Annotated in this window: 23 protein-coding genes, 18 tRNA genes and 1 pseudogene; 3 read left to right on the top strand and 39 right to left on the bottom strand. The window is 45.5% G+C overall.

Translation table 11 applies throughout. The annotated features are described in order from the left end of the window. Positions 1–42 precede the first annotated feature (42 nt). The 10 genes from ACFO8Q_RS21375 to ACFO8Q_RS21420 form a co-directional block, all read right to left on the bottom strand. Complete coding sequence (locus tag ACFO8Q_RS21375; protein ID WP_380028933.1) at positions 43–2,604, bottom strand: heavy metal translocating P-type ATPase; 2,562 nt, start codon at positions 2,602–2,604, stop codon at positions 43–45. A gap of 17 nt (positions 2,605–2,621) precedes the next feature. Continuing rightward, entirely contained in the window at positions 2,622–3,014 is a 393-nt protein-coding gene (locus tag ACFO8Q_RS21380) for an ArsR/SmtB family transcription factor (protein ID WP_380028936.1), read from the bottom strand. Between the two features lie 168 nt (positions 3,015–3,182). Continuing rightward, positions 3,183–4,223, bottom strand: coding sequence for a copper resistance D family protein (locus ACFO8Q_RS21385; protein ID WP_380028938.1), 1,041 nt, complete (start codon positions 4,221–4,223; stop codon positions 3,183–3,185). A 44-nt stretch (positions 4,224–4,267) separates the two neighbouring features. Then, a complete protein-coding gene (locus tag ACFO8Q_RS21390; protein WP_380028940.1) occupies positions 4,268–4,813 on the bottom strand; it encodes a copper resistance CopC family protein in 546 nt (181 codons plus the stop codon). A 158-nt stretch (positions 4,814–4,971) separates the two neighbouring features. Further along, positions 4,972–5,412 carry a PCYCGC motif-containing (lipo)protein gene (locus tag ACFO8Q_RS21395; RefSeq protein ID WP_380028942.1) on the bottom strand — a complete coding sequence of 147 codons (441 nt, stop codon included), beginning with the start codon at positions 5,410–5,412 and terminating at the stop codon, positions 4,972–4,974. Between the two features lie 127 nt (positions 5,413–5,539). Next, complete coding sequence (locus ACFO8Q_RS21400; protein ID WP_380028945.1) at positions 5,540–5,743, bottom strand: capping complex subunit for YIEGIA; 204 nt, start codon at positions 5,741–5,743, stop codon at positions 5,540–5,542. Further along, positions 5,743–6,666, bottom strand: coding sequence for a YIEGIA family protein (locus ACFO8Q_RS21405; protein WP_380028949.1), 924 nt, complete (start codon positions 6,664–6,666; stop codon positions 5,743–5,745). The genes ACFO8Q_RS21400 and ACFO8Q_RS21405 overlap by 1 nt, the downstream gene beginning before the upstream one ends. Positions 6,667–7,043: 377 nt before the next feature. After that, the gene (tatA, locus tag ACFO8Q_RS21410; protein ID WP_380028951.1) at positions 7,044–7,229 is read right to left on the bottom strand and encodes a twin-arginine translocase TatA/TatE family subunit; all 186 of its coding nucleotides are present in this window, start codon (positions 7,227–7,229) and stop codon (positions 7,044–7,046) included. A 26-nt stretch (positions 7,230–7,255) separates the two neighbouring features. Further along, the gene (locus ACFO8Q_RS21415) at positions 7,256–8,407 is read right to left on the bottom strand and encodes a ZIP family metal transporter (RefSeq protein ID WP_380028953.1); all 1,152 of its coding nucleotides are present in this window, start codon (positions 8,405–8,407) and stop codon (positions 7,256–7,258) included. Positions 8,408–8,419: 12 nt separating this feature from the next. Beyond that, complete coding sequence (locus ACFO8Q_RS21420) at positions 8,420–9,457, bottom strand: multicopper oxidase domain-containing protein (protein WP_380028955.1); 1,038 nt, start codon at positions 9,455–9,457, stop codon at positions 8,420–8,422. A 403-nt stretch (positions 9,458–9,860) separates the two neighbouring features. Here ACFO8Q_RS21420 and ACFO8Q_RS21425 point away from each other — a divergent pair, with 403 nt between their 5' ends. Then, the gene (locus ACFO8Q_RS21425; protein ID WP_380028957.1) at positions 9,861–10,256 is read left to right on the top strand and encodes a cupredoxin domain-containing protein; all 396 of its coding nucleotides are present in this window, start codon (positions 9,861–9,863) and stop codon (positions 10,254–10,256) included. 124 nt (positions 10,257–10,380) lie between these two features. Further along, a complete protein-coding gene (gene mntR / locus ACFO8Q_RS21430) occupies positions 10,381–10,863 on the top strand; it encodes a transcriptional regulator MntR (RefSeq protein ID WP_380028959.1) in 483 nt (160 codons plus the stop codon). A 221-nt stretch (positions 10,864–11,084) separates the two neighbouring features. Here mntR and ACFO8Q_RS21435 read toward each other — a convergent pair whose 3' ends face one another. The 8 genes and pseudogenes from ACFO8Q_RS21435 to ACFO8Q_RS21470 all read right to left on the bottom strand — a co-directional run. Further along, on the bottom strand, positions 11,085–11,411 hold the full coding sequence (locus ACFO8Q_RS21435; RefSeq protein WP_380028961.1) for a YnfA family protein: 327 nt from the start codon (positions 11,409–11,411) through the stop codon (positions 11,085–11,087). A gap of 66 nt (positions 11,412–11,477) precedes the next feature. Then, the gene (locus ACFO8Q_RS21440) at positions 11,478–12,839 is read right to left on the bottom strand and encodes an MATE family efflux transporter (RefSeq protein WP_380028963.1); all 1,362 of its coding nucleotides are present in this window, start codon (positions 12,837–12,839) and stop codon (positions 11,478–11,480) included. 14 nt (positions 12,840–12,853) lie between these two features. Continuing rightward, positions 12,854–13,135: a metal-sensing transcriptional repressor gene (locus ACFO8Q_RS21445; protein ID WP_380028965.1), complete on the bottom strand. Its 282-nt coding sequence runs from the start codon at positions 13,133–13,135 to the stop codon at positions 12,854–12,856. A gap of 675 nt (positions 13,136–13,810) precedes the next feature. Then, the gene (locus ACFO8Q_RS21450) at positions 13,811–14,416 is read right to left on the bottom strand and encodes a DedA family protein (RefSeq protein WP_380028967.1); all 606 of its coding nucleotides are present in this window, start codon (positions 14,414–14,416) and stop codon (positions 13,811–13,813) included. A 67-nt stretch (positions 14,417–14,483) separates the two neighbouring features. Then, positions 14,484–15,464 (bottom strand): cation diffusion facilitator family transporter, encoded by a 981-nt coding sequence (locus tag ACFO8Q_RS21455; RefSeq protein WP_380028969.1) that lies wholly within the window; start codon positions 15,462–15,464, stop codon positions 14,484–14,486. A 250-nt stretch (positions 15,465–15,714) separates the two neighbouring features. Then, positions 15,715–15,993 carry a hypothetical protein gene (locus ACFO8Q_RS21460; RefSeq protein ID WP_380028971.1) on the bottom strand — a complete coding sequence of 93 codons (279 nt, stop codon included), beginning with the start codon at positions 15,991–15,993 and terminating at the stop codon, positions 15,715–15,717. Between the two features lie 44 nt (positions 15,994–16,037). Beyond that, the gene (locus tag ACFO8Q_RS21465) at positions 16,038–16,487 is read right to left on the bottom strand and encodes an HAD family hydrolase (RefSeq protein WP_380028983.1); all 450 of its coding nucleotides are present in this window, start codon (positions 16,485–16,487) and stop codon (positions 16,038–16,040) included. Between the two features lie 3 nt (positions 16,488–16,490). Next, positions 16,491–16,613: pseudogene (locus tag ACFO8Q_RS21470) on the bottom strand (hypothetical protein); the annotation flags it as partial. A 344-nt stretch (positions 16,614–16,957) separates the two neighbouring features. On the opposite strand from ACFO8Q_RS21470, the gene ACFO8Q_RS21475 reads away from it, so the two are divergent. After that, the gene (locus ACFO8Q_RS21475; RefSeq protein WP_380028973.1) at positions 16,958–17,206 is read left to right on the top strand and encodes a hypothetical protein; all 249 of its coding nucleotides are present in this window, start codon (positions 16,958–16,960) and stop codon (positions 17,204–17,206) included. Between the two features lie 104 nt (positions 17,207–17,310). Here ACFO8Q_RS21475 and lgt read toward each other — a convergent pair whose 3' ends face one another. From lgt to ACFO8Q_RS21580, 21 genes are all read right to left on the bottom strand, one after another. Beyond that, positions 17,311–18,087 (bottom strand): prolipoprotein diacylglyceryl transferase, encoded by a 777-nt coding sequence (gene lgt, locus ACFO8Q_RS21480; RefSeq protein WP_380028975.1) that lies wholly within the window; start codon positions 18,085–18,087, stop codon positions 17,311–17,313. A 73-nt stretch (positions 18,088–18,160) separates the two neighbouring features. After that, a complete protein-coding gene (locus tag ACFO8Q_RS21485; RefSeq protein WP_380028978.1) occupies positions 18,161–18,367 on the bottom strand; it encodes a cold shock domain-containing protein in 207 nt (68 codons plus the stop codon). Between the two features lie 1,046 nt (positions 18,368–19,413). Continuing rightward, entirely contained in the window at positions 19,414–19,686 is a 273-nt protein-coding gene (locus tag ACFO8Q_RS21490; RefSeq protein ID WP_380028981.1) for a hypothetical protein, read from the bottom strand. Positions 19,687–19,996: 310 nt separating this feature from the next. Then, positions 19,997–20,070 (bottom strand) — tRNA-Gly (locus ACFO8Q_RS21495). Positions 20,071–20,124: 54 nt separating this feature from the next. Then, a tRNA-Ser gene (locus ACFO8Q_RS21500) sits at positions 20,125–20,216 on the bottom strand. Between the two features lie 9 nt (positions 20,217–20,225). Next, positions 20,226–20,302, bottom strand: a tRNA-Pro gene (locus ACFO8Q_RS21505). 69 nt (positions 20,303–20,371) lie between these two features. Next, a tRNA-Leu gene (locus tag ACFO8Q_RS21510) sits at positions 20,372–20,448 on the bottom strand. Between the two features lie 281 nt (positions 20,449–20,729). Further along, a tRNA-Leu gene (locus tag ACFO8Q_RS21515) sits at positions 20,730–20,816 on the bottom strand. 71 nt (positions 20,817–20,887) lie between these two features. Then, positions 20,888–20,962: transfer RNA gene (locus ACFO8Q_RS21520), tRNA-Gln, on the bottom strand. A gap of 8 nt (positions 20,963–20,970) precedes the next feature. Then, a tRNA-Met gene (locus tag ACFO8Q_RS21525) sits at positions 20,971–21,047 on the bottom strand. 71 nt (positions 21,048–21,118) lie between these two features. After that, positions 21,119–21,203, bottom strand: a tRNA-Tyr gene (locus tag ACFO8Q_RS21530). Between the two features lie 3 nt (positions 21,204–21,206). Next, positions 21,207–21,282, bottom strand: a tRNA-Thr gene (locus tag ACFO8Q_RS21535). A gap of 11 nt (positions 21,283–21,293) precedes the next feature. Beyond that, a tRNA-Phe gene (locus ACFO8Q_RS21540) sits at positions 21,294–21,369 on the bottom strand. 16 nt (positions 21,370–21,385) lie between these two features. After that, a tRNA-Asp gene (locus tag ACFO8Q_RS21545) sits at positions 21,386–21,462 on the bottom strand. A 5-nt stretch (positions 21,463–21,467) separates the two neighbouring features. Then, a tRNA-Met gene (locus tag ACFO8Q_RS21550) sits at positions 21,468–21,543 on the bottom strand. A 29-nt stretch (positions 21,544–21,572) separates the two neighbouring features. Continuing rightward, a tRNA-Val gene (locus ACFO8Q_RS21555) sits at positions 21,573–21,648 on the bottom strand. Positions 21,649–21,744: 96 nt separating this feature from the next. Further along, positions 21,745–21,821, bottom strand: a tRNA-Glu gene (locus tag ACFO8Q_RS21560). Between the two features lie 41 nt (positions 21,822–21,862). Next, positions 21,863–21,938: transfer RNA gene (locus ACFO8Q_RS21565), tRNA-Thr, on the bottom strand. Between the two features lie 5 nt (positions 21,939–21,943). Continuing rightward, a tRNA-Asn gene (locus ACFO8Q_RS21570) sits at positions 21,944–22,018 on the bottom strand. 9 nt (positions 22,019–22,027) lie between these two features. Beyond that, positions 22,028–22,103 (bottom strand) — tRNA-Ala (locus ACFO8Q_RS21575). A gap of 134 nt (positions 22,104–22,237) precedes the next feature. Further along, positions 22,238–22,314: transfer RNA gene (locus tag ACFO8Q_RS21580), tRNA-Arg, on the bottom strand. Positions 22,315–22,458 lie beyond the last annotated feature (144 nt).

Genomic DNA, 22,458 nt, shown 5'->3' on the forward strand with positions numbered 1-22,458 from the left:
CAATTTTTTACTTAGATTGGCCCCTTAGTTGCGCTAGAAATGTTATCTCGTGTTCATTAACCGCATACCGTTGGTAATCACGATAAGCGCGGCACCCGTGTCTGCAAATACGGCCATCCACAGGTTTGAAAGCCCCATAACAGTTAAAACCAGAAATACTGCTTTAACCAACAAAGAGAACCAAATATTTTGTTTGATTATGGCCAAAGCTCTACGGCTGAGGCGGACGGTGAAAGAAAGTTTGCTCAAATCGTCAGACATCAGAACGATATCCGCTGTTTCAAGGGCTGTGTCCGTCCCCGCTCCTCCCATTGCGATTCCAATATCTGCGGAAGCCAGAGCGGGAGCGTCGTTGATTCCATCCCCGACCATTGCCACTCGTTGAAAACGTCGCTTTAATTCCTGAATTCGTTGTAATTTATGTTCAGGCAGCAATTCACCTTGGTACTCATCCACACCGACTTGTTTTTGGATGGCCTTAGCTGTTCTTTCGTTATCGCCGGTCAGCATCACAGTATGGACAATGCCAGCTTCCTTCAGCCTGCGAATTGTTTCGGCGCTTGTTTCACGAAGAACGTCCGAGATTGCAATTAAACCTAAAACTTTTGATTCATTCCCCAAAAGAATTACAGTATTCCCTTGCTCTTGTTGGTCGGTTACCGATTGCAACTGATCACGCCATTGATATCCCAGTTCATCAAACCAAGCCGGTTTGCCGATCCGGTAGAGAACACCGTTAACGGTTCCTTCGGCCCCTTTGCCCGTTAGCGCTACAAATCCTTCGACACTAGGGAGAACCAGTTTAAGGTATTCATCCATTATAGCCTTGGCCAATGGGTGTTCCGATCGGGACTCGATGGCGGCTGCAATTTCGAGTAAAGAGACATTGGAAATGTTCTCAAACACATCGACATTCACAACTTTAGGCTTGCCTTCTGTCAATGTGCCGGTTTTATCAAATGCAATCGCTTGGATAGCCCCCATCTGTTCCAAAAACGCTCCGCCTTTTATGAGGACACCTTGCTTGGCCGCGTTCCCGATAGCCGCAACGATCGAAACCGGAGTGGAAATCACCAAGGCGCATGGACAAGCAATCACCAAAAGTGCCAGTGCTCTGTATACCCAATCCCTAAACGGATCCCCAGTGAAAAATGGGGGAACTACCGCAATTAAAGCAGCCAACAGAACGACAGCGGGTGTGTAGTATTGGGCAAATTTATCAACGAATTGTTGGGAAGGAGCCTTTTGCGCTTGCGCCTCTTCGACCAGATGAATAATTCGGCTTAAGGTTGTGTCTTCCACCCGTTTTGTAACCCTGAATTCCAGAGCCCCCGTTTCATTAATGGTGCCGGCAAAGACTTCTTCTCCTTCCTGCTTTAACACAGGGATTGATTCACCTGTAATAGGAGCCTGGTTGACAGTTGAACTGCCTCTAAGAACGATTCCGTCCATTGGGAGACGTTCACCGGGGCGAACTATCACGATGTCGCCAATGTTTACTTCCGACAAAGGGAGTTTGATCTCTCGGCCGTCACGCTTTACTAAAGCTTCTTTGGGAGCCAAATCCATGAGAGACCGGATCGACCGACGGGTTCGCTCCATCGTCATCGCTTGCAACCAGTTCCCCACAGAGAACAAGAAGACAACAGTCGCCCCTTCTGACCACTGACCGATCGCAGCCGCACCTATTGCGGCGACGGTCATCAGGAAGTTCATGTCGAGCGTACGGGATTTTAACGCATACCAACCGGAACGTGCTGCATAATAACCTCCCAGAATCATGGAAAACATATAACAGGAAACGGCAATACTCTCCGCAAACCCGCCATATTCAAATAAGAACCCCATGCCTAATGCGATTCCGGAAATTGCAGTCAAGATGGTTCGTTTGTGCTTTTCCCAGTAACTCACGTTCTCCTGAGCCTTTGCCTGCCCCTGCAATTCCGCACGATATCCGGCTTCATCAACAGCTTTTATGATTCGTTCAACAGAACAGGTATGAATGACCCTAAGCTTAGATGCACCAAAATTTACTGTCGCCGTAACAACACCTTCAACTTTTGAGAGTCGTTTCTCAACGTTGGCTGCACAATCGGCGCAATCCATACCATATAACGCAAACTCGGATGTCTTTACAGGCTGATTCAAGCCGTTACCCCCGAGCGTAGTTTCCGCCAGACTCGCTCGGTACCCTATTTGCTCAATTGTTTTAATGATAATCGGAACATCAACGGTATGAACCGCACTCATTTTTGTTGTATTGAAATTGACTTGTATTTTACGGATCCCTTCTAATTTACCGACAACTCTTTCAACCGTTCGTGCACACTCACCGCAATCCATTCCCTCGATAATGAAAACTGAGTGCGCTTCATTCGGTGATAACGGTTCCGTAATCCCCTGTTTTTCATCTGAGAGAACAGGAAGTTGCACAAGGACTCCCTCTTTGTGAGGCTCACAACAGCCGTCTCGGCAATGGGATTCCAATGTTACATTGTGTTTGTGAGCACCATGTGAACAACACTCGCCTGATACCGGAGAATGTTGTTCTTCCTCATGCAAACAGCAGTCATGACCGTGAGAATGCGCATGAGAATGTTTCATGTTTCTTCCCTCCCCATCTAGCGATGAGACACATGTTCAAGCCCGGTTTCAAAAAGGGTTAAGATATGTTCATCGTCAATGCTGTAATACACAGTTCTTCCGACTTTGCGCCTTTTGACGATACGCAAGTTCTTTAAGTATCTAAGTTGATGAGAAACTGCTGACTGGGTCATTTCTAAGACAGCCGCTAAATCACATACACATATTTCGGCTTTTATTAGTGCGTGGATGATGCGTACCCTGGTTGGGTCCCCCAACGCTTGAAAGATTGACGCCAGTTCCGTCACTTGATCTTCGTTCATCTGTACTTGACGTATTTTTTCTACTGTTTCGTCATGAATGATTGTGACATCACAACAGTCCGTCTCCTGATCGCGGATCACTCGTTGATCATCTGAGTTACAACTCATGATTACTCCTCCCTCCAGAAAAACATATGAGCAACTGTTCATATATTTGATTTTAATGTATCGTGTTTCTTCCTGCGTGTCAATATATGATCAATTGTTCATATATAACCTGAGTTCACACAAAAGAAAATTTCCCTTACATGTTTCAGTGTCAGGGAAATTTGTCGGTCATTGTAGAGCCGTCATCAGGGAAAGATAACCTGCGGCAACAAATAACACACTCATTCCAACCGCGAAATAGGTTGGAATTTTTTTAAGGTAAGCAAGCAGGATGAGAATTAAGAACAGCAGGGCGACAAACCCCAGAATAAAACTCGTTTCATTAAATGACAATCCCAATTCCTTCGCGGGGTTAAACATCCCTTGATACAAGGTTAAGAACCACGGCGATGCTTGCTCAACCGGCAAAGATGGAGTCAATGTATGAGGCGGTTCTTGTTGTCCCATATAGGCGGTTATACCGAAGATCGCCAAAGCAACGATACTTTCCGCTCTTACCCACTTGGACGGATCAAATGCCGGTTCTTTTTGAAGTCTTCTCTTGATTAGAAATCCATTAATGAGAGCAAAAGTTACCAGCGGAACAATTAACAAGTGTTTAATCAGCAAGGCCTGACCGTACGAAATCATCCATGACTGAAAATAGGAGGGAACTATAAATTCCATCATAAATAGTCCGGCAACAATCGTAACGAACAGGCAAACAACGGCCAGTGGCGTATACCATTTGAGAAATTCCAACCAATTTTCTTGGTTCTTTCGAAACCACCCAATGACAAACATGACTCCAATCCAAACGCTAATCGCCAAAAAATGAGCCGTATGCGCTGCAAATCCACCCCATTTGTTTAATGAGGCTGCATGTCCACCCCATGCAAGAGCAAGAATCATGGAGAGCACAAGCGCCAAAGACAAATATAACAATGCTTTGGGACTTTCATTCAAATTATTGGTGAGTAAAATGGCAAACAGGCTGGCTGACAAACCTAGCGTCCACAACCATGCTTTTCCCGTTTCAAAAGAGAATAATACTGCATTAACTGTTGTCCAAATTCCAAGGTCATCGGCAAAGTATACTATAATCTTGAGAACCGGAAAAAATGACAAAACCGCAACGGCCAAAACGCAAAGCAGCATCAAAGCTTTAGGGATGTGAATCTTCGGCATTTTTCCTTTCGGTACTAAACTGCTGATTAATCCTCCGATCAATATAGAAAAACTCAAATACAATAGCGCTTCACTGACATTACCATTTACTTACCTTTCTTTCGCATGATCCACCAGAATCCGGTCAGAGCGAAAATCGCCAAAACCGCTGCGAGCCATATAACTCTCATAGAAGATTTCTGTGGGCTTTCCTTTTGTTCATCATTTGAAGTTGTTTCTTGTTGTTTGATGGTGTCAGGCTGACGGTTTGCCGATTGCATGCCGGATTCTTGTTTTTCTTCCGATCGTTTAACCACAAAGGAGTAATTCCCTTCGATCGGGTGGCCGTCGCTGCCGACAATTTTCCACTTCACTGTGTACGTCCCGTTCGGTAAAGCCTCGGAAAAAGATCCCTTCAATGTTTTTTCATCCAACCGGGTTGCATGAACAGAGACCGTTTCTCCTTTGTCATTTCTAACAGTTAAAGTGCTGGAAGGCTCAATCTTTGTATTAAACTGTAATAGGACCTCATCGACCTTTTCCATCACATCGCCGTTTTTCGGCGTCGAGCTTTCAAGGGCACTATGAGCCAATGCGGTTGAAGAAACAAGTGAAAAAATAACTGCAAAGAAAAGGAACATTTTCTTTATCATATAAATTCACTCCTGCCTTTAATACTTTCACTAACAACCATTTTTTAATTTATCAAAAGAGCTGATTGAAGAAATGACTCTTTCGGGCTATTGTTATGAACAATCTCGTGACAACAAAAAGCTATCAGACGTAAGATCCGATAGCTATTTCTTATACTCTATTGAGGAGCTGGCGTAGGAGTCGGTTCTCCACTCGCGCCGTATTTTCCTATAACGTAATTGTGAATTTCCTTTAATGACTTGCCTTCCGCTTTTTGTTGTACCGCATCACGTGCGATATTTACACAAATGTTTCAGCCAACCCCCATGGGGTCCCACTCCAGCACTTCTTTGTTGGGGCCTATGTTTTTCACGAAGCAATTCAAATTGCTCTGGTGCCCATCCGTCTTTCCACAACCGCAGTAACATGGAACGGCTGCAAGGACATCGGGGTTCTGGGCAGCCATCACATAAGTTTCTTGGACCAGGGCAGACGATTTATTCACGTAATCGGGAAGGGCCGCATTTTTCGAATTAATTGAAGTTGTAGGTGAAGAGTTCGAACTGCAGCCTGCAACGATAAGTATTGCAAACAAAGAAACTGCCAATCCCTTTCTCAAATCGCTTACCTCCTCCCCCTATCGGACTCAACATTCCTATTGTAGCAGGAAAATAAGCTGGAAAGGTTACATAAAACAACGGAAATTGTTACTAAACAGCGAAAGTTTAACAAAGGAAGCCGAATTCTTATCCCTTCACAACCAGATAAACTCCGTTAGATAACCTGACCACATCGGCTTTTAAAGCAACAGCGACTTCTCGCATGATGGTCTTTTGTTCCTCTTCGTCCTTACAAACAAACATGCTCGCTTTCCCGTTTTTAACAATCGATTCATCGGTGGTTATTATTGCTAGGATTTGATAATTTTGGTTCACAACGCTTCTTTGCATCAGGAAGTACCTTTCTTTATCAGATTGGTTTTTAAGACAGAATGGCTTTTCTTTGTATTCTCCAATAAAGGAGTGTTCTTAACCACTTCCACAAAAGCATCTATCTCACGTATGATCGGAACCAACGCAACAACAATATTTCCTTCTACATATTCCTTTCGAGTGAATGCATAGCGCTTGACTCCCAAAGCTCTGGTTACTTCAAACAAAATTGCTTGCCGCTGACCATAATTATCGAGCGTAATACGGTAGTGATTCTCATTTGGTTGAATCAAAACGGCTAATCCTTCTTTTTCAATCATTTTCTGTGCGTTGTCTGTACCCACCAAATTACTGACGAATATGTCATTCACAAAGAGCTGATTGTTTTTAATTTGTACTGTTGCTGGAGTTACTGTGGCTATATCGCCAACAGTTTTGCCTTTTGAAAATCGCTTCACCAGAAAAAAAACGAGAAGTCCAACACATACACCTGTAGGGATCTGAATTTCTAACCTGTCTGTAAAAATGCCGATTACCTGAAAACCGATTCCTGTGGCCAGTGCCACGAGCAAGGCAAAGTAGTTCCTTGCTTCAAATGTCTTTGCTATCCCATCGATATAAGCGTCGCCACGCTGTGTATATTCGGTATTCTCCAAGTCTTTCAAGCTTCCGCGTTCCATTTTTCGGACATCGCGAAACTGTTGGATTTCAAGAGACAGAAAAGTTACTGCCACAAAATTTTTGGTCATGATCGCAGGGACGGCCACTGCTCCCAAAGAGGCAGCCACGAATCCGGTCACCAAGTGAATCAAATAGCCGTTTGGATATGTAGGATATTGGCGATAATCCTCCTTCAAGCTAAAAAACCTGGCTGCAGTTCCCATAATGATGCCCATTATGATTAAGACCAGATGTTCGGTTGAGATCATTCCATTCCGCATAACGTAGACATCCTCCTGATGTTGCCCCTATGCATACCTTCTACCAAATCCTTCATTATTATGCCCTTGTTCACCAATGGTCAAATATTATTTCACCCACCCATAGAAGTTAAACCGAAACAATGAGGGTTGCCGAAGGTAAGGGTTATCCCCTATCCTGACCTCTAAAAAATAAACAAAGAATAAACTGCATAAAAAAGGGCTGTTCCTCCAGCAGAATTTCCACTTTTGGGACATCCCTTTACCGAAATAAACTACGTTTCTGTTCATGTTAATTGAGTGATTGTAAAAAAAATCGGGGAATGATCCCCGAATTCAATTTTCTGTATTTCTTTCTTAACCTGATAGAGGTTGTTTTTGGATCTGTGTTATCGTTCCTACTTGAGATCCTTCTTATCCCTTTCAAATTCCAAATCAGCGGTTAATTCCTTGGTCGAGTTTTTGAACTCTTTTAACGTCGAGCCAAAGGCACGCCCCAATTCCGGCAGCTTACTTGGTCCAAATATGATCAGTGCCAGCACCAAAATCAAAATCAATCCGGGAATTCCAATACTACTGAGCACCGTACTCACTCCTTCTGGAGATTAATTTAAATAAACACTTTGGTGATATACATAATGGCTATACCGAGACCTACTCCGGAAAGATTCGACCAAGACAGCCAATTGACTGTAGAAGTAACCTCTTTCCGCATAAATTGACTAACCGCTACAATTACTTGCAAAATGGCACCAGCACCGATTGCTAAGCAAATGGCAATAAAGAGTGGTGATACAGCTGCTCCCCCAATCCAGGTACCCAGAATAGCCGGACCTCCCGCCAATAATGCTAACAATACAAAATAGCGAAACGGTGGTCGCTGATTAGCAAGGGGAGCAATAATCCCCAGTCCTTCAGTGATGTTGTGCAAGGTGAAACCGATAATCAAAAATGTACCCAACGCAGCTTCCCCGGCTGCAAACGATGAACCAATCGCCAACCCCTCACCGAGGTTGTGCAACCCGATGCTCAATGCGATCAGGAACGAAAGTCGAAGACCTGAAGCTTTGTTGTCTCCCGACTCTCCCAATCGCTGCAGCAGAAGAAATGTCCCAAAGGCGATCAGTACAACTAACGGTTGAGCAAAGAGTCCAACGGGAGCTTCTGCCGCTTCTTCCCAAGCTTCTAATGTTGTATCAACGAGCAACCATATCAATAAACCGATTGTAATGGCCAGGAGAAAGTGCATTCCCTGCTTACCGAGCCGACGTACAAACGGGAACCAGAGCAGACCAAGTGCGACAGGAACGACACCTACATATAGCCCAACCAAACCATAGCTCCAGAGGGTTTCACCATTCATTTCAGGAGTGGCTGTCGCAACAGGAATTTCGTGTGTAAAAATCAGTCCGTTGCTGGTGATCAGCTTGATCTCATACGGATCTCCTTCCACCCAAGGATAAGGAATCTGCAACTGGGCTGTGCCCAATCTTGGAATCGTCTGACTGGGAGTGACAGTACCGTTCCAAACTGCGTCATCCACCATCACTTGCGCAACGGTCACTTCTCCGGGTCCGCTGTTCCGAAGTGTAATGTCAAACGAACCGGGAGTCAGCACAACCTTTTGAAACTCAACGACTTCAACAGGAGCAGCAGGCTCCGCTTCAATGCCGGTTCCTTTAACAACGAATACTCCAATGAGTCCGGCCAATAAAATTAACGGCAGCAATCCGAGGGCAATCCAAAGACCTCTGTTCTGCATCGATTCCACCCCCTATTTTACCTGGAAGAACCCAGCCCAGCCGAGTTCGGTAAATTCACTTACATGTGCATGGAACATGTACTTTCCATCAAATTTGTACTTGAACTCAAGAATCCCCCGTTGGCCTTGGGCCAACATGATCGTATCAGTTAACTCAGACGGTGTCAGACTGGTGCCAGTCGGATAATAGTGGAACAGGTTCCCGTGCAGGTGGAACGAGTTAAGTAAATCAAACTCGGTCATGTTAACCAAATAAATGCGTACAAGTTCGTCTTTTTTGATTTCAATCGGATTGGCATGGTAATAGAATGCAACTCCGTTCACCGTATAGAACTCGTTTTCTGCGTCTCCGTCCAGATCATAACTGTTCATGACCATGACCATCTCATGTGCTTCAGGACGCGGCGTCTTCGGATCCACGATAAACGTTCCATAGAGTCCACGGTTGATGTGCTTTTTAAATGGTAGTACATGACAGTGATAAAGATGCACACCAAATGGTTCTGCAGTGAATTCGTACACAAACGTACCGCCGGGAGGAATTGGATCAAGTCCATCCATTTCAGCCGGATGAATTCCATGAAAATGCATGTTATGCGGATGCGATCCCTTGTTGGTAAAATGGACTCTTACAAGATCTCCCTCTGTGCAGCGCAAAGTCGGGCCAGGAATTTGGCCGTTGAACACCCATCCCGGAAACTTCACACCGGGTGCAATCTCAACTTCCTTATCTTCTGCAACAATCTGGTATTCCCTGACCGTTCTGCCATCAGCGGTCTTTGATACTGTCCCGTAATCGAAGGAAGTAAGGAAACGGCCGGGATCAAGTCCTCCCACCTTCGGATCATAAGGTCCTGATAAGGACGGGGTACCATGAGCTCCAGCTCCATTATGAGCATTGTGATCTTGATTAGAACCCGTATGGGTTCCGTTTGCACTAACTTCCCCTTGCCATCTCCCTGGAAGCAGGCTTGCAGCAGCAACCCCCAGAGCTCCAAGCCCTCCTATTTTTAAAAAGGAGCGACGCGTGAGAGATTTCTCCTCTTTCATGTGTTCATACCCTCCTGATAAACGCTCTTCGAAGTATGTGTGTTACTTACAATTTGACTCGAAAATTTTGTCCCATGAAAGTTTTTTTCCCTTACACAACTTTAATTGTATAAGGCTACATTATTTTTGTAAAGTAAAAACTTTTTCGCAAAGGAAACTTCTTGTCTATTTCAAAAAGTCTAGCTATTCGTTTAACTTTCGCAAGCTTTTCCCAAAGACACTTGATTTTGAGTTTAAACTATATGTAGCACCATAGGCTCTTGTCAGAACAATTTTTGTGTAAGACAAGTAGCCAACATTTGATCGATTCCATATAATTTAGATAAGGGAAAAATATATTGCTCAGGTGAAAAAGTTGTCCTTAGTGAAAATATTATCGTTTACACCATTGGAGGGATAGTTCATGCTGTTAAAACAAAATTATGCGCGTCTTATATTTGTGTTCTTTTTTGCTGTGCTTGCAGTTTTAGCTTTGTATTTGTTCAAAGGTTCATTTTCATCCGCCCAAAAAAAAGACAAAGATGGAATTCATGTCGAAATACGATTGAAGGAATGGGAAATATCTCCTAGGGACATAACCGTGGATAAAGGGGAAACAGTCCATCTTTCTATTGTCAATCAAGGTGGATATCCTCATGATTTTGTGATTCGTGGACTGAATTTGAAAACGAGTACACTTGCTCCCGGTCAAAAGGAAACACTTACATTTGTTGCTGAACAATCAATGATCCTGGAAACTTCGTGTACTTTGGCGGGACATAAAGAGGCTGGCATGGTAGCCAAATTGTCGATCAAATAACTTTTTACAAGGTGATCAACGGAGGAAGACATGAAATCCCTCCCTTTTTCTACTGGCTAATGGTAATGGACCAGGATTCGTACTATAATAAAAATTCACTTCGCTACGAAAGGCGGAAATCATCTTGCCAACTCCAACCATGGAAGATTATTTAGAGAAGATCTATCTCTTGATCGAAGAGAAAGGGTACGCTCGCGTTATAGATATCTCAGCCTCACTTAATGTAAACTCTCCGGCTGTAACAAAAATGGTACAGAAACTCGATGAAAAAGGATTCTGCATGTATGAAAGATACCGTGGTATCACTTTGACAGCTAAAGGAAAGAGAGTGGCAAAGTCACTGGCTGAAAAGCATCAGTTATTGGAGACTTTTTTACGGACAATCGGTGTTTATGAGGAAAACATTTATCAAGAAGTCGAAGGAATCGAGCATCACATCGGTAAGCATACAGCCTTCTGCATTTCGACTCTCGTTCGCTTTTTTGAGGAAAACCCGTCCGTGAAAGAATCTTATCTAAAATATCTCAAGCAAATGAACGAGAATGATGAAAGAGGGTCGTTTAAAGAACCTCATCAGGAAAAAGCGATAGGAGATTCTTTAACTTGAATTGACTAAGAACGCATTGTATCGTCTCTTGTCACTAAGAAACATATTTCCGAACCGACAGCCAATTCCATATACATTCAGGGGTACCCTCAACATTTTAACAAACGAAAATATACGCTAAAACAGATACTACAAGTAAAATTCAAGCTTTTGTACTCTATAGGGCACCAGATTATTTTGGCTAAAGTTGGCGAGCTTTTTACAGCTTTCGGTGTGGAGTATTAATGACGAGGAGCCCACAGCATCACGGATACACCAATTACACAAATAAGCGCTCCAATCCAATCATATAAGTCAGGAGTTTTTCTATCGACCCACCAACCCCAAAACACAGCGAGGATTACAAACACACCGCCGTAAGCAGCGTATACTCTACCGAAGTTGGGGAAACTTTGAAGCGTTGGGATGATGCCGTATAAAACAAGGATAAGCCCACCTAATATCCCATACCAAATTGGCTTGTCTTCTCTTAACCATAACCACACCAAATAACCCCCACCGATTTCGGCCAATCCAGCAATAAAAAATAGCCATATAGCAAACAACATCAACTTATCTCCTTCTTGAAAAAGTTCCCGCTAAGGAACAACAACAGATTAAATTTAGTTTGTATCTTAGCTGGTTATCTGTATCCAGCGGTCTGTTCGAAATCTCAAGTATAACAGTACGGATCGTAGATAATTGTCGAGGCCGATGGCGATCCAAACGCCAGCAAGTCCCCAGCCAAAGTATACGCCCAAAATATAAACCCCAAGCGTGCGAAACAGCCAGATTCCGATTGTGGTTGTATACATTGGAAACTTGGTGTCTCCACCAGCTTGCAATACTCCTGTCAAAACGAGCACTATGGCAAGTCCAAGTTGATTAAAAGCGTCTATTCCTAAAGCTACTCGTACTTGATTGATAACAGTGGTTTCAACAGTAAAGTAGTGAATGTACCATGACGACAATCCGTAGACTAATACGCCAATAGCAGTTAAGAGAACTATGCCAATTAAGGTGGAGGCTTTCGCATATTCCCGTGCCTCGTGATGCTTTCCGGCACCTAAACTCTGCCCGACTAGTGTTGTTGCAGCAGTGGCCAATCCATAGCCTGCCATATAACCAAATATCGTAAAATTGCCGGCAAGTTGATGAGCAGCATACGTATAAGTGCCCATTCTAAGGATCATCCCAAAATAAATCACTTGTCCAATTCTCATACTCAGTCGTTCACCCGCTGCTGGACCGCCAAGATGAAGAAACTTTTTGGTTAACTCCTTGTCTATGCTCCAGTCCACGAGTGTAAATGCTCCTATCTCATGTTTGCGAAGAGCCCTCCACAGCAGCAACACTCCGAGTACCCTCACAATCACTGAGGCCAAACCGGCTCCGAATAATCCAAGGGCACCGAATCCTGTTATACCAAAAATCAGAATGTAATCTAAAACGATGTGCAATAAATTAATCCAGAGGCTTACCTTCATCGGGGATTTTGTATCTCCTGTCCCCCGCAAGAGACTACCTAAGATAAACATAAGCGAGATGAAAATTGAGGGTGTCGCTACCGTGCGGTAGTAAATGACAGCCGGGGCAAGCACATTTTCTGCAGCACCCATCATTTTCAGAATAGGACTAGCAAAAACAAACGTTATTACGCCAAAAATCAATCCTATCCAGCTTGCAAACAAGATCGATTGCTTAGCTATATGACGGGCCCGCGGGACATTTCCCTCCCCGACCTGATTTGCAATCATTACGGTACTTGCCACCCCTAAAGCGAGAAAGATGGCAAAATAAACTTGTAGAATGGCATTGGTTACGCCCACGGCTGCGACTTCAACAAGTCCAAGCTTGGAAACGAAGTAAGTATCGACGAATCCGACCATCGATTGAAAAAAAGTCTCACCCATAATGGGGAGAGCTAAAGCGAGAATCACTTTCCATTTGTTCTTTTTCTCGCGATTAGTATCTTGAACAAATTCTCCTGCGTCCACCGAAATTCTCCTGTCTATCGAATGAACTTATCCAATGCTTCCGCTAACTGCTTAAGTACCTCTTGCTCATCTCCCGATTTTGCCGCCTCAATCACACAGCCTTCCAAATGATCCTTCAAAATCAGCTTTCCGCAGCTATCCAGAGCAGAGCGAACCGCAGCTAATTGCAAAAGGAGATCCGGACAGTCCCGACCCTCTTTAGCCATTTCTTTAATTGCTCGTATATGGCCTTCAATACGAGCTAACCGGTTAACGACTTGTTTTCGATGATTATGTGGGTGATCGTGACGTTCCATGTTTTCTCAACTCCTTCACCCCATAATATCCCCCTAGGGGGGATATAGTCAACCAAGAAAAAAAGCCAGCACATTTAGTACACTGACTTTAGAATTCAAGGCTATATCTCCATAATTGGGGCTTCAGTCTGTAGTATCTCAACCTATACATGTCTCCGAAGACCTATTGCTTATATGTAAACTACTTTTCCTTTGTGGTCGACTGGTAAAAATGTATTAGGAAGCATATTTTTTTAAATGTTGGCGGGACCCCAGATATGCCCTTCTTCCGCTAGTTTATATAATTTTCTGTCGCAAAACTGTCATGTGTATATTATTGTGTCGCAAAATTTTGCGACACAATAATGTTAATATCTGAGCTAACTCTGTTGATTTATAAGGTTTTTTTGCGAAAAATTATATTTACATCTTTGTGTCGTCGGACAATTGGATTGGATCTCTTATCTGCCTTCTGGGAGTCACTGTGATGTTGTGGGCTCCTCGTCATTAGAAGTAATCAATCGGATACAATAGAAAAAAAGCCGCTGATTCCCTTAGGAAAAACCGGCTTCTTTCTGGTGGAAAATGTCTTAGTGTATATTTTCGCGTAATGTTGGCGGGACCCCATGAAGAAAAAAGAGAATCACCAATATAGAATTTCCCTGTTGAGGAGCGATCAGGGATTCGTCGAAAAAATTATCCGACACTCCGCTTTTTTAACCGCCTTTGTATTCTCCACCCGACTAGGGTCAGAACCACCACAACAATAACTATCCCCCACGTAAATTTTCGGACAATTTCTGCAACAGTGCGCCAATCTTCTTGCAAGTGAATCCCGAGGGGGATGAAAGTGAAGACCCAAATCAGTGCGCCCGGCAACGCATAAAGCAAAAACGTTCCGTAGGACCACTTGCTGATCCCGGCGAACAACGCAGTTACATGGCGAATACCGGGAAAAAAGTACCCAAAGGTCACTGTCCATTTACCAAATCGACGAAACCAACGTTCCGCTTTTTCAAGTTTTTCGGGTGTTAAATGAATTTTTCGGCCGTGTTTCTGAAGAACAGGCATCCCATATCGATACCCGATCCAAAAACTGAGGGACATCCCGATCATGCTTCCGGAGAGCGAAACCAGCACAGTGGTAGCATAGCGGAGCTCTCCTTTCGAAACCAAAAACCCGGAGAACATCATTAACAGTTCATCCGGCAAAGGAAGTCCTATAATTCCAAAGACTAGAGCAAAAAATAATCCGATGTATCCATAAACAGCAATGAATCGCAAAAGCAGGTCCTGTATCAAAAGTGTAATCCCTCCAACGCCCTACATAAAGGGAATCCTGTAACTGTGCTTTTCAACAGTCCCCCGTTCAATGCTTCCAATCCCGATCAATCGCAAACATGTCGTCATGGGGGTGCTCATCATCTTCTACCTGGATGGTAACATGTCCAATCCGGAATTGTTCCGCTACTATCTTCTCTAATTTCCGTATAATCTCCTGCGTTTTCCTGACAGTCATGCCCCCATCCACGACGATATGTCCACTCATGGCGTTACGGTTGGAGGTTAAACTCCAAATATGCAGATCATGGACCTCCTTGACTCCAGGAATGGATCGAATGGTTTCCACCACTTTGTCAAAGTCGATCCCTGCTGGTGTGCCTTCCATCAGCACAATGTAGGTTTCTTTCAATACACGCCATGCGCTGACTGCTACCAAAAGTGCAATAAAGAAGCTCAAGATCGGATCGACAATGTACCACCCGGTAAAGTACATAATGATCCCTGCGACAATTACACCGGCGGAGGCTACTGCGTCCCCAAGCACATGAAGCATGGCGCTTCTGATATTGACATTGTCCGATTGATCCCGCAGACCAAGACCTATGTAGAGATTCACCGCAACCCCAATGGCCGCCGCAATAAATAAAATAGGCCCTTCAACCGGTTGTGGATTCAACAGTCGTTTATACCCTTCTGCCCCGACATAAAAAACAATACCGATCAAGGTTAAAGCGTTGAATAGCGCAGCTAAGATTGTGATCCGATGACGGCCGTATGTCATGATCTTGGAGGGAGGTGCTGTTGCGGCACGCATTGCAAAATAAGCCACAATCAGAGACATCACATCGGTGAGCATGTGGGCGGCATCAGTCAATAGCGCCAAACTGTTCGCCCAGATGCCGCCGATGACCTCCACGGCCAATATCAGAAAGCCCAAGAAGATGCCTCTTTTTAGTTTATCGTGTGCAACATGCACATGGCCCCCAGCGTGCGAATGGTCGTGGTCGTGGTTATGACCATGATCATGTTTGTGGTCAGGATGGTCATGCGGTTTTTCGTTGTTCATCAATAAATCCTCCTTCTCGAATTCGACCGAGGTTACTGTATGTACATATGCTTCCCTAAAACCCCGATAACGAATGCCCAGTGAGGTTGTAAGATGAGAGAGGTGCAGAAATTCCCGCACCCCTCTTAGATCGCTATCTATGCCGCAGCCGAGTTATGCTTACTCCCGAATTCCGAGACGGGGTAATACCAGTGACACAGGTATTACCCCGGGACGCTGACTCCTGTTTTCTCTGACACTCCCACCTTCATCAAACGCATGCTGTTTGCACGATCATGGCAGCGCCCGTATCAGCAAAGACGGCCATCCAGATATTGGAAAGCCCGATCACAGTGAGTACTAGAAATACGGCCTTTACCAACAGCGAGAACCATAAATTTTGCTTGATAATCGCCAGCGCCTCGCAACTCAGCCGGACGGTGAACGGGAGTTTGCTCAGATCATCGGACATCAGCACAATGTCGGCCGTTTCGAGCGCCGTGTCTGTGCCCGCTCCGCCCATCGCAATTCCGATATCGGCTCTTGCCAAACAGGAGCGTCGTTGATGCCATCCCCGACTATGGCGACACGTTGCTACCGATCCTTCAATTGTTCGATACGCACCAATTTTTGATCGGGCAGCATTTCCCCGTAATGTTCATCCACTCCAACCTGGGCCCGAACCGCTTTCGCTGTGCGTTCGTTGTCTCCCGACAACATGATGGAATGGTTGATTCCAGACTGTTTCAGAAGACGGATGGCTGTTGTACTTTCTTCCCGAACCACATCGGCCACTGCGTTCAAACCAATCACGTTTGATTCATCGGAAACAAGCATCGCAGTGCGACCCAGCTCCTGTTGCTCGGAAGTGGAGAAATTAACAGTTGCATCCATGACCCCTCCCAGCTTCACCAGACGCTTTTCCACATTTACCGCACAATCGGCGCAATCCATACCGAAGATCATAAAATCGGAAAGGGGACCCGGCAGATCGACTCCCGGCTTTTTCAAGGTCGTCTCGACCAGACTCGCACGGTAGCCCATTTGATCGACCGTCTTGCTCAAAGCAGGCACATCGACTGTGTGGATCACCGTCATTTTTGTGGTGCTAAAGACAACCTGCGCTTCACGCACACCCTCCATATTTTCAATAACCCGTTCTACGTTGCGGGCGCAATCACCGGCGTTTTCCTACCGATACCATGACGGGCGTTGTTATGATTGCATTGGGGATTGCCGAACTGACAGGAATGATTTAAGGGTCGAGGCGTCGTTTCAAATTCGACAGAAGTTTAAAGGATAGCCCTTGCTCCGTTTGCCATTCTAAATGTAACCAACTTTGACACAGCAAAAAGCGGGTGTAAACATAATGGAAGTCAATTGGATATCGGTCATCCCTTTTCTCATCGTCATTCCGGTTACGATATGAACCAGGCAAGTCTTCTTGGCTTAACACTGGGATTATTGACAGGGTCATACTTGATCGAACTATCCGTGCTTGGTGTGTGCAAAAAATGCTGGACTATATCGTAACAAGTTTGACCGGGGAAAACAGCATTAAGATTATTATTTTTCTCTACGTCTTTTCCGGTCTGATCAATCTGATCAAAATATCAGGAGGAATTAAAGGATTTGTTGAAGTGGCCTGCACCCTCTTCCCCTTGTTATTGGTGCAGTGTTTGCCAGGGGACATTTTCACATCACCGTTCAGCGATACCACTGTCACAGTGGCCAAAATCCTTGATTTGCCTGTCTTAAAGTGATTCCGAGTGCAAGCTGAAATCGGCGTTGATGGCCGCTGGGATTGACGCCGTTTTGTACGCCGTTGTTACAATCGTTTTATAGTGATTGGCGAAATCGACCCGATTTAACAGGCTTGTCTCGATTTATTCTGCATTTTTCTGCCCACCATGAATCCTAGAGCGATCAATACGGTCACGACACTTGCAACCTGGGCGGTGCGCAGATCGAAAAATGTGCGCAAGCTGTCTCCCCGAAGAAACTCTAGCAAAAAACGGGCGACAGAATAGAAGATTAGCATCAGCAGGAACAGGACCCCATCATACGGCTTCCGTTTTCGCAACGTCAACAATACTCCCATGATCAGCAAATCGGCAATCGATTCAAACAGAACAGTCGGCACTAATGGGACAGGTCCGTTTACTTGATATGCGATTGTACCGGGCGGATAAACCACTCCGAATGTTTCGGAAACGATCCCGAAGTCATCTCCCGTCAGAAAGTCCCCGAATCGGCCAATTGCCATCCCCAGAATCAGCCCTGGAGCTACAATGTCTGCAAATTTCCATACCGACACTTGATGCTTTTTGGCAAACCAAATTCCGACAAGGATGCCGCCAAGGACACCGCCTTGTATGGACAGCCCACCCTCCCAGATCGCCAACACTCTAATAGGATTCACCGCATAATTTTCCCAGGTAAACGCCACTTCCCATAGACGAGCTCCTAGGACACCGGCTACCACCGCATACAAAGTAAAGTCAGAAACCAACTCTGGATTGATCTTTTCCAGTTTGGCCTGACGCCTTGCCAGTCCTAATCCAAGTAAGAAGGCCAAAGCCACTCCAAGTCCAAACGTGCGAATCGGAAATCCCGCAATTGTGAATAAGGTCGGGCCAATCATCGATACCAAAACCTCCAGCTGTTAATTGATTCCTACGCATTCAATACTGTTGCATAATGACATTGAAAGCGGATCAGACCGGCCACAAATTAACAAGGTTTACCGCAAACTTACCTTTTTCATTCTTTCGTACCTCAAATTCAATCCGTTGGCCTTGATCCAGAAGACGCATTCCGCTTTTCTTCACTTCCCGCAGATGAACAAACACATCCTCACCATCATACGAACGTATAAATCCAAATCCCTTGTCTTGACTAAACCATTTTACAATTCCCTTCATATTCGGGATCACTCCTTTCCATTGCATCAAGACCATATATACATGACTGAGTCAGTGTCTAAAACATCTTTTATTATAGATTTAGTATGTGTAGAAACTATGAAGTGTTAGTATGAATTCACAAAATATTCACAGGAAGCTGTGGATATTTACAACCTCCCTATGGCTCAATCTCACAAAAAGATTTCCTCATCGCTCCCTGTTTGCTGTTTCATTCCGGTGGACCACTACACGAAAATCGATTTTTCCGCCCCTGTCGTAATGTACCCATTTTACCAATTAAAGTTAACCGAGCGATCAAACGAGCAGTTTTTCATGGGGAACTAATTATCAATCTCTTGCTAAAATTTACCTTTTCGCCATAACTGGGGTAAAAATATACAAACCCCGTATTCTCCAAATCACAAGACCGAGTGAAAAAGATACTCGGACCGAATGGAGCGCACTCTCGAAACCGAGCGTAACTACATCCCTTCCCTAGATTGGGCTTGGAGTTTTGCAATAACAATGCTCTCAGATGATCTTCTTGGAACTCCTTAAAGAACTTGCCACTCGTTCTTGATTGACTAAAATGCAGTCCCGTTATGATCTCAGGATCAACTTCCCCTTTTGCAAAAAGTGAAGACCAGGACATAGCCCTGATCTTTACACCAACTACCCCCGAGATTTTTTCAAAACCATTGACGATATGCACTCCACATGTCCAGAAAACGTTCTTCGTCACAAGAATCTTCGGCACTAAGGAAACCGTATACGGGTAATGAAGGCCGTATCCCTATTTCAAGCATTTTGCTCAAGCGAATCGATCTTATGGATCTTCTTATTTACATGGATTGTAATCGTACCTTTGAACCCTGGAATAGTGGAATCAAGAATGGTTTTTAATGTGTAGGTAATCTCCTGTATAAATCGTCGTTTTTTTCCGATAAGTAGACCTCTTTCGCCTGAGGGCTGGAAACCTCGTAGTCTGAAAGGCTCTTTTTCAATCCCGTTTGGCTGTAGCAAAGTTCTGATTAATTGTAAGGACGGTCTCCACTGCATCGAGATCACGTTGTAACCCTGCAACATACTACCTTTTCAATGATTCCAAACACCGTTCTCGCAACAAACACTGCAAACTCACGTATTTCTCTTTCTGACTCTTCCGTATACTCCTTTTCAAGCAAATGAACAATTTCAAATTTCTCAGGCGGGACTATTTCTCGTAATCGGCTTAGGATATCCGTACATTCAGACCTTACTGTTTTAAACTCGGGCTGCTGTCTGTAGAAATCGTCAACCAATTTGTCCGCCAACAATTGAATCGCTACGTTCCGCATCAAATCCTCCCCCCTTGTGAGTGAGAGGATACCTCTCTTCCCCCCTATGCTGCAAGCATAAGTTCAGACCTGTTGACTTGCATGATCCAATCTACAAACGATAACAAAAAAGGAACCGATCTTTATATCGATCCCTGGTTACAACAGAGGGGGAGGGTTTGACATCTTATTAAAATGCTGGATATCTGGATATGTAACTTATACAAACGCAAAAGATATACCTTTTGCCGTACCTAGCCATTCCGTGTTCCTCACGCAGAATCACGTTAAGGTTTCGCTTACTACGACATAAGTATACCCCTATAGTTTCTGGAGCGGGCGATGGGAATCGAACCCACGCGACCAGCTTGGAAGGCTGGAGTTCTACCATTGAACTACGCCCGCGCACATTTATCTGGTCTACACAATTTCCCATCACTAGTAGGAATAAGTGCATACTGGCGGAGAGAAAGGGATTCGAACCCTTGAGACGCTGTTAACGCCTACACGATTTCCAATCGTGCTCCTTCGACCAACTCGGACATCTCTCCAAAATAAAATGGTCGGAATGCAGGGATTCGAACCCTGGACCTCACGCTCCCGAAGCGTGCGCGCTACCAAGCTGCGCTACATTCCGACATCCCCTACATTTTTGGATTTATTGGTGAAGACAAATTCTTAACGGAGACTATAAACATTGGTTGTGTGGTGCCGGAGGTGGGACTCGAACCCACAAAATCGCGATTTTGAGTCGCGCACGTATGCCAATTCCATCACTCCGGCAATATCAAAATATTCACTTGACTCCTCGTCCCTGTCGAGGTAATCTCGACTCACCAACCACGTCAAACTCTACCGCGTACCTACCAAACAAAAACGCAGCAGGTGAATTGAGGTTGGTTATTAGGAGGATGTGCGTAATCTTACCGCCAAAAGCGCGGTAACCTTTTCGGAGAATCTGCACGGGGATAGGCTTCATTGGCACTCGGTACGTACAATTTCGATTGCACACAATTTTGAGTCGTGCACGTATGCCAATTCCATCACTCCGGCATTAATTAAATTGGTGCGGTCGAGAGGACTTGAACCTCCACGAGCTTGCGCCCACAAGAACCTGAATCTTGCGCGTCTGCCAATTCCGCCACGACCGCAATTCAACCCCACAAAGTGAAGCAAAGCTTCACAGTTAATTCCGAGTACTTTGCGGGGACCCCGGAAAACTTGGCTGGGGTACTAGGATTCGAACCTAGGTATGACGGAGTCAAAGTCCGTTGCCTTACCGCTTGGCGATACCCCACCGGTAAATGGTGGCTCGAGGCAGAGTCGAACTGCCGACCTACGGGTTATGAATCCGTCGCTCTCACCAACTGAGCTATCGAGCCAGCTTGCGCACGAATGCGCTGATGTCGATGTTGCGACACGGATGTCGCGTCTTTATCGACGACATGAATTGTGGTGGAGGGAGAAGGATTCGAACCTTCGAAGGCGAAGCCAACGGATTTACAGTCCGCCCCATTTGGCCACTTTGGTATCCCTCCGCATGGAGCCACCTGCCGGAATCGAACCGGCGACCTCATCATTACGAGTGATGCGCACTACCGACTGTGCTAAGGTGGCATCACTACCAGTGGTGGCTCGGGACGGAATCGAACCGCCGACACGAGGATTTTCAGTCCTCTGCTCTACCGACTGAGCTACCGAGCCAAACAAACAATAATAGTGGCGGAGCTGACGGGATTCGAACCCGCGGTCTCCCGCGTGACAGGCGGGCATGTTAGGCCACTACACCACAGCTCCATTGTTGGTTGCGGGGACAGGACTTGAACCTGCGACCTTCGGGTTATGAGCCCGACGAGCTACCAACTGCTCCACCCCGCGATAGTACCTCATTTGCTCAATGAGGTGAATGGTGGAGGCTGACGGGATCGAACCGCCGACCCTCTGCTTGTAAGGCAGATGCTCTCCCAGCTGAGCTAAGCCTCCGGATACGGGCCCATCAAAGTGAAGCGAAGCGTTGCAGCAACACCGAGTACTTTGATGGGGACCCGGAAAATCACCAGAAAGATTCCGAGCTTTATATGGTGACGCGTACGGGATTCGAACCCGTGAATGCCGCCTTGAAAGGGCGGTGAGTTAAGCCGCTTCTCCAACGCGCCGAAGGAGTATGTCCACCATCATCACGATGGAGGGATTTCTCTGGAGCTTCCAACCAGAATCGAACTGGTGACCTCATCCTTACCATGGATGCGCTCTGCCGACTGAGCTATGGAAGCATGGATGGCTCCTCGAGTAGGGTTCGAACCTACGACCCTCCGGTTAACAGCCGGATGCTCTACCGCTGAGCTATCGAGGAACGATCAACTGGTGGAGATAAGCGGATTCGAACCGCTGACCCCCTGCTTGCAAGGCAGGTGCTCTACCAACTGAGCTATATCCCCAGAATTACCCCGTTAGTGAATCTCGGCGACTTGTCGCCTCGTTTCACTTATACCCGGATGGGTGAACAAGTCAAAGCGTTACAGTCAACACCGAGTACTTTATGGGGACCCCGGAACATCGGGGTGAATCATTATGGCGTGCCCTGAGAGATTCGAACTCCCGACCTTTTGATTCGTAGTCAAACGCTCTATCCGGCTGAGCTAAGGGCACACAGCACCCCACAAAGTGACGATTGGCTCCGAAGTACATTCCGAGTACTTTGCGGGGACCCCGGAAAACAACCGTCGAAAGCAGGGTGTATTTTCTTGGTGCGACCGAGTGGACTTGAACCACCACGGGATATCCCACACGCCC

This window comes from Effusibacillus consociatus, from assembly GCF_042652925.1.
GTDB lineage: Bacteria > Bacillota > Bacilli > Tumebacillales > Effusibacillaceae > Effusibacillus > Effusibacillus consociatus.

Bases quoted from the DNA above. Each gene is read 5' to 3' on its own strand.
- ACFO8Q_RS21375 (WP_380028933.1), bottom strand. From the start codon at position 2,604: ATGAAACATTCTCATGCGCATTCTCACGGTCATGACTGCTGTTTGCAT.
- ACFO8Q_RS21405 (WP_380028949.1), bottom strand. From the start codon at position 6,666: ATGCGGAATGGAATGATCTCAACCGAACATCTGGTCTTAATCATAATG.
- ACFO8Q_RS21425 (WP_380028957.1), top strand. From the start codon at position 9,861: ATGCTGTTAAAACAAAATTATGCGCGTCTTATATTTGTGTTCTTTTTT.
- ACFO8Q_RS21390 (WP_380028940.1), bottom strand. From the start codon at position 4,813: ATGATAAAGAAAATGTTCCTTTTCTTTGCAGTTATTTTTTCACTTGTT.
- ACFO8Q_RS21475 (WP_380028973.1), top strand. From the start codon at position 16,958: ATGCTGGACTATATCGTAACAAGTTTGACCGGGGAAAACAGCATTAAG.
- ACFO8Q_RS21380 (WP_380028936.1), bottom strand. From the start codon at position 3,014: ATGAGTTGTAACTCAGATGATCAACGAGTGATCCGCGATCAGGAGACG.
- ACFO8Q_RS21415 (WP_380028953.1), bottom strand. From the start codon at position 8,407: ATGCAGAACAGAGGTCTTTGGATTGCCCTCGGATTGCTGCCGTTAATT.
- ACFO8Q_RS21400 (WP_380028945.1), bottom strand. From the start codon at position 5,743: ATGCAAAGAAGCGTTGTGAACCAAAATTATCAAATCCTAGCAATAATA.
- ACFO8Q_RS21420 (WP_380028955.1), bottom strand. From the start codon at position 9,457: ATGAAAGAGGAGAAATCTCTCACGCGTCGCTCCTTTTTAAAAATAGGA.
- ACFO8Q_RS21445 (WP_380028965.1), bottom strand. From the start codon at position 13,135: ATGGAACGTCACGATCACCCACATAATCATCGAAAACAAGTCGTTAAC.
- lgt (WP_380028975.1), bottom strand. From the start codon at position 18,087: ATGATTGGCCCGACCTTATTCACAATTGCGGGATTTCCGATTCGCACG.
- ACFO8Q_RS21465 (WP_380028983.1), bottom strand. From the start codon at position 16,487: ATGGGCTACCGTGCGAGTCTGGTCGAGACGACCTTGAAAAAGCCGGGA.
- ACFO8Q_RS21490 (WP_380028981.1), bottom strand. From the start codon at position 19,686: ATGCGGAACGTAGCGATTCAATTGTTGGCGGACAAATTGGTTGACGAT.
- ACFO8Q_RS21435 (WP_380028961.1), bottom strand. From the start codon at position 11,411: ATGTTGTTTGCTATATGGCTATTTTTTATTGCTGGATTGGCCGAAATC.
- ACFO8Q_RS21485 (WP_380028978.1), bottom strand. From the start codon at position 18,367: ATGAAGGGAATTGTAAAATGGTTTAGTCAAGACAAGGGATTTGGATTT.
- ACFO8Q_RS21455 (WP_380028969.1), bottom strand. From the start codon at position 15,464: ATGAACAACGAAAAACCGCATGACCATCCTGACCACAAACATGATCAT.